Origin of the sequence: Allobosea sp. CER48 (assembly GCF_044752385.1) — a bacterium.
GTDB lineage: Bacteria > Pseudomonadota > Alphaproteobacteria > Rhizobiales > Beijerinckiaceae > Allobosea.
Genome location: NZ_JBIWYK010000311.1, coordinates 1 through 3858 on the forward strand (window position 1 = coordinate 1; position 3858 = coordinate 3858).

Annotated in this window: 2 protein-coding genes and 1 tRNA gene; 1 reads left to right on the plus strand and 2 read right to left on the minus strand. The window is 69.3% G+C overall.

Annotated features, from left to right (window positions below):
• Positions 1-68: 68 nt before the first annotated feature.
• Positions 69-143: transfer RNA gene (locus ACIPIA_RS11870), tRNA-Glu, on the minus strand.
• Positions 144-245: 102 nt separating this feature from the next.
• Entirely contained in the window at positions 246-2042 is a 1797-nt protein-coding gene (gene recJ / locus ACIPIA_RS11875; RefSeq protein ID WP_400509725.1) for a single-stranded-DNA-specific exonuclease RecJ, read from the minus strand.
• A 130-nt stretch (positions 2043-2172) separates the two neighbouring features.
• On the opposite strand from recJ, the gene ACIPIA_RS11880 reads away from it, so the two are divergent.
• Positions 2173-3828, plus strand: a complete 1656-nt coding sequence (locus ACIPIA_RS11880; RefSeq protein ID WP_400509727.1) for an FAD-binding dehydrogenase — start codon at positions 2173-2175, stop codon at positions 3826-3828.
• The last annotated feature ends 30 nt before the right edge of the window (positions 3829-3858 follow it).

A 3858-nucleotide genomic window follows, 5' to 3' on the forward strand; every position in this document is an offset into this window, starting at 1 on the left:
TCGGCGACCATCCTGCATCGCCAGACTGAACATGGAGATGCTTACAATGCTCGGCCATCCCATGAAGGTGGCGCGGTCTACGGGAATCGAACCCGTCTTCCCAGCGTGAAAGGCTGGTGTCCTAACCGATAGACGAAGACCGCTTTGCCCCGAACCGCGTGGGTTCGTGCCGAAGCGGGGCGAGGTATAGTGGCAGCCCCGCCGCTCCGCAAGCACCCGTTCACAAGAAATGTGAACAACTCCGGTCAGACCGGGCGAGCGAGATCGAGGATGCGCAGCTCCGCCGTCTCGTTGCCGCCCCAACGATTGAGCGAAAGCGTCGCGGCAAGATGCGCCGTCTCGCCCCGCGCCGCCAGCAAGGCCTGCCCCAGGGGCTCCTGCGCAGCACGGAAGGCGATTCCGCCAATGCTCGCACCATCGCCGGAGCGTAGCTTGATGCGGATATGACCACCGCTGCCGATCTCCATCGCGTCCGTCAGGCGGTGAGCCGGAAAGACGAAGACCGGCTCGGGGCTGCCGGACCCGAAAGGACCCGCCTTCTCGATCTCGGCGATGAGGCGCGGACTGGCTCCGCCGGCACTGAGCGCGGCATCGATCAGCAGCGCCTCGGCCTCACCCGCGGCACCGACCTCGCGCGCGAGATGGTCGTTCAGGAAGGCGTGAAACGACGCAGCCTGTCCGCTTGCCAGTGTAACGCCCGCCGCCATTGCATGGCCGCCGCCCTTGACCGCGAGACCGGCCTCGACGGCGGCGCGGACGGCCCGGCCGAGATCGACGCCTGCGACCGAGCGGCCGGAGCCCGTCGCGCCGCCCTCCCCGTTCAACGCCAGTGCGAAAGCCGGCCGGCGGAAACGCTCCTTCAGCCGAGCGGCCACGAGCCCGACGATGCCGGGGTGCCAATCGGCACTGCCAGCGAGCAGGACCGGCAGGTCGGCGATGCCGGCGAGCTCATGCTCGGCTTGAGAGACGGCTTCCAGCACCGCCTGCCGCTCGATCTCCTGCCGTTCCTGATTGAGCCGGTTGAGCTCGGCCGCTATGCCGCGCGCCTCGACCTCGTCATCGCTCAGCAGCAGGCGCGCGCCTAGCGCGGCATCCCCGATGCGCCCGCCGGCATTGATACGCGGGCCGAGCAGGAAGCCGAGATGCCAGGGCTGGATCGGACCATCGAGGCCGGAAACGTCCATCAACGCAGCGAGGCCCGGCCGGGCCCGGCTGCGCATCATCGCCAACCCCTGCCGCACGAAGGCGCGGTTGAGGCCCTGCAACGGTACGACGTCGGCTACGGTCGCCAGCGCGACGAGATCGAGCGCGGCCAGCAGATCGGGCTCCCCGCCGCGCGCCGCCCAATGACCCTGCCGGCGCAATTCGCGGCTCGTGGCGACCAGCGCCAGAAAGACCACCCCGGCCGCGCAGAGATGGCCGAGCCCGGAGAGATCGTCCTGCCGGTTCGGATTGACCAGGGCCTCGACGGCTGGCAGGCGCTCGGGCGCCTGATGGTGATCGAGCACCACGACACCAAGGCCGAGGCGCCGTGCTTCCGCCAGCGGCTCCTCGCTGGTCGTGCCGCAATCGACGGTGACGAGCAGGGTTGCCCCCTCGCCCGCGAGCATGCGGATCGCCTCGCTGTTGGGGCCATAGCCCTCGATCAGCCGGTCCGGAATATGGATGCGCGGACGCGCTCCGCCTTGCGCCAGGAACCCCGCGAGCAGAGCCGACGAACAGGCACCGTCGACATCGTAGTCGCCGAAGATCGCGACTCGCTCGCCCTTGATCGCAGCCTGAGCCAGGCGCGTCGCGGCGGGCTGCATATCGGTGAGGACCGCCGGATCCGGCAGCAGGTCACGCAGCTTCGGCTCGAGGAACCGCGTGGCATCGGCGGGTTCGACGCCACGGGAGGCGAGCAGGCGCGAGAGGATGTCGGACAGCCCCTCGTGCTGGGACAGCGCCTCGGCCCGGCCGAGGCCGGCCATATCGAGCCGGTCGCGCCAGGGGCGGCCGAGCACCGAACGGGTGACGCCAAGGAAAACGCGGGACTGATGCATCAGACTCATTGTCCTAACGGCGTCGCGCAAGCGGGCTGCAAGGTCAACCAGTGTCGAGCTTGGCCCAGCCCCGCACCGCCGCCATACTCCCCGCGAAGCTGCCGGCCGAGGCGGCACGACCGGGGGACGCATGCAGCACGAGACCGATGTAGCGATCGTCGGCGCCGGACTTTCCGGCCTCGCCGCGGCCTGCGAGATAGCGGAAGCCGGGCGCAAGGTCGTGCTGCTCGATCAGGAACCCGAGCAGTCGCTCGGCGGGCAGGCCTTCTGGTCGCTTGGCGGGCTGTTTTTCATCGACAGCCCCGAGCAGAGGCGGCTGCGCATCCGCGACTCCCGCGATTTGGCAGGGGATGACTGGTTCGGCTCGGCAGGCTTCGACCGCTCCGAGGACGAATGGCCGCGGCGCTGGGCCGAGGCCTATCTCGACTTCGCCGCCGGAGAGAAACGCAACTGGCTGCATGCCATGGGCATGCGCTGGTTCCCGGTCGTCGGCTGGGCCGAGCGCGGAGGCGGGCTGGCGACTGACCACGGCAACTCGGTGCCGCGCTTCCATGTGACCTGGGGCACGGGCCCCGGCGTGCTCGAACCATTTCTGCGCCGGGCCAGGGAAGCGCAGGACAAGGGATCGCTGTCGTTCCGCTTCCGTCATCGAGTCACCGGCCTCACTCGAAGTGGCGGCGCGATCGCGGGCGTCGAGGGCGAAGTCCTGGAGCCGAGCAGCGTCGCTCGCGGCGAGAAGAGCGGGCGCGGCGTCGCCGCTTCCTTCAGTCTGACAGCACAGGCGGTGATCGTCAGCTCCGGCGGCATCGGCGGCAATCACGACCTCGTCCGCGCGCAATGGCCCGCGCGGCTCGGCAGGCCCCCCTCGCGCCTGCTCTCCGGCGTGCCCGATCATGTCGACGGCGCGATGCTCGGGGTAGCAGAGGCGGCCGGAGGGCGGCTGATCAATGGCGACCGGATGTGGCATTATGTCGAAGGCATCGCAAACTGGGCGCCGATCTGGCCACGCCACGGCATCCGCATCCTGCCCGGGCCCTCCTCGCTCTGGTTCGATGCGCTCGGCAACCGTCTGCCCGTGCCGCTCTTCCCCGGCTTCGACACGCTCGCGACGCTCGAGCACATCATAAAGACCGGCTACGGCTATTCCTGGTTCGTGCTGAACCGCAGCATCATCGCCAAGGAGTTCGCGCTGTCGGGTTCAGAGCAGAACCCCGATCTGACCGGCAGGAGTTGGCGGCAGGTGCTCGGCCGCGCCGGCGGCGGCGTTCCCGGCCCGGTGCAGGCCTTCATGGACAAGGGCGAGGATTTCATCGTCGAGAGCGATCTCGGCCGCCTCGCGGCCCGCATGAACGCGCTCGTCGGCGAGACGTTGATCGATGAGACTCACCTGCGCGGACAGATCGAAGCGCGCGACCGGGCGCTCGCCAATCCCTTCGGCAAGGACCTGCAGGTCACGGCTTTGCGCGGAACCCGGAACTATCTGGGCGACAAGCTGATCCGCACCGCGAGACCTCATCGGATCCTCGACCCGGCCCATGGCCCGCTGATCGCGGTCCGGCTCAACATCCTGACCCGGAAATCGCTCGGAGGATTGATGACCGATCTGTCGTCGCGCGTGCTGGATGAAGCGGGCATGCCGGTGCCCGGCCTCTATGCCGCGGGAGAGGCCGCCGGCTTCGGCGGCGGCGGCCTCCACGGCTACCGCGCGCTGGAAGGAACCTTCCTCGGCGGCTGCATCTTCTCGGGGCGGGCCGCCGGGCGGGCGGCCGCAGCGAGCGTGGTCTGATCAGGGGAGCATGCCGCCGAAAAGCCTGGC

What these genes read in the sequence shown, in the direction of transcription:
- recJ (WP_400509725.1), bottom strand. Translation starts at nt 2,042, where the DNA reads ATGCATCAGTCCCGCGTTTTCCTTGGCGTCACCCGTTCGGTGCTCGGC.
- ACIPIA_RS11880 (WP_400509727.1), top strand. Translation starts at nt 2,173, where the DNA reads ATGCAGCACGAGACCGATGTAGCGATCGTCGGCGCCGGACTTTCCGGC.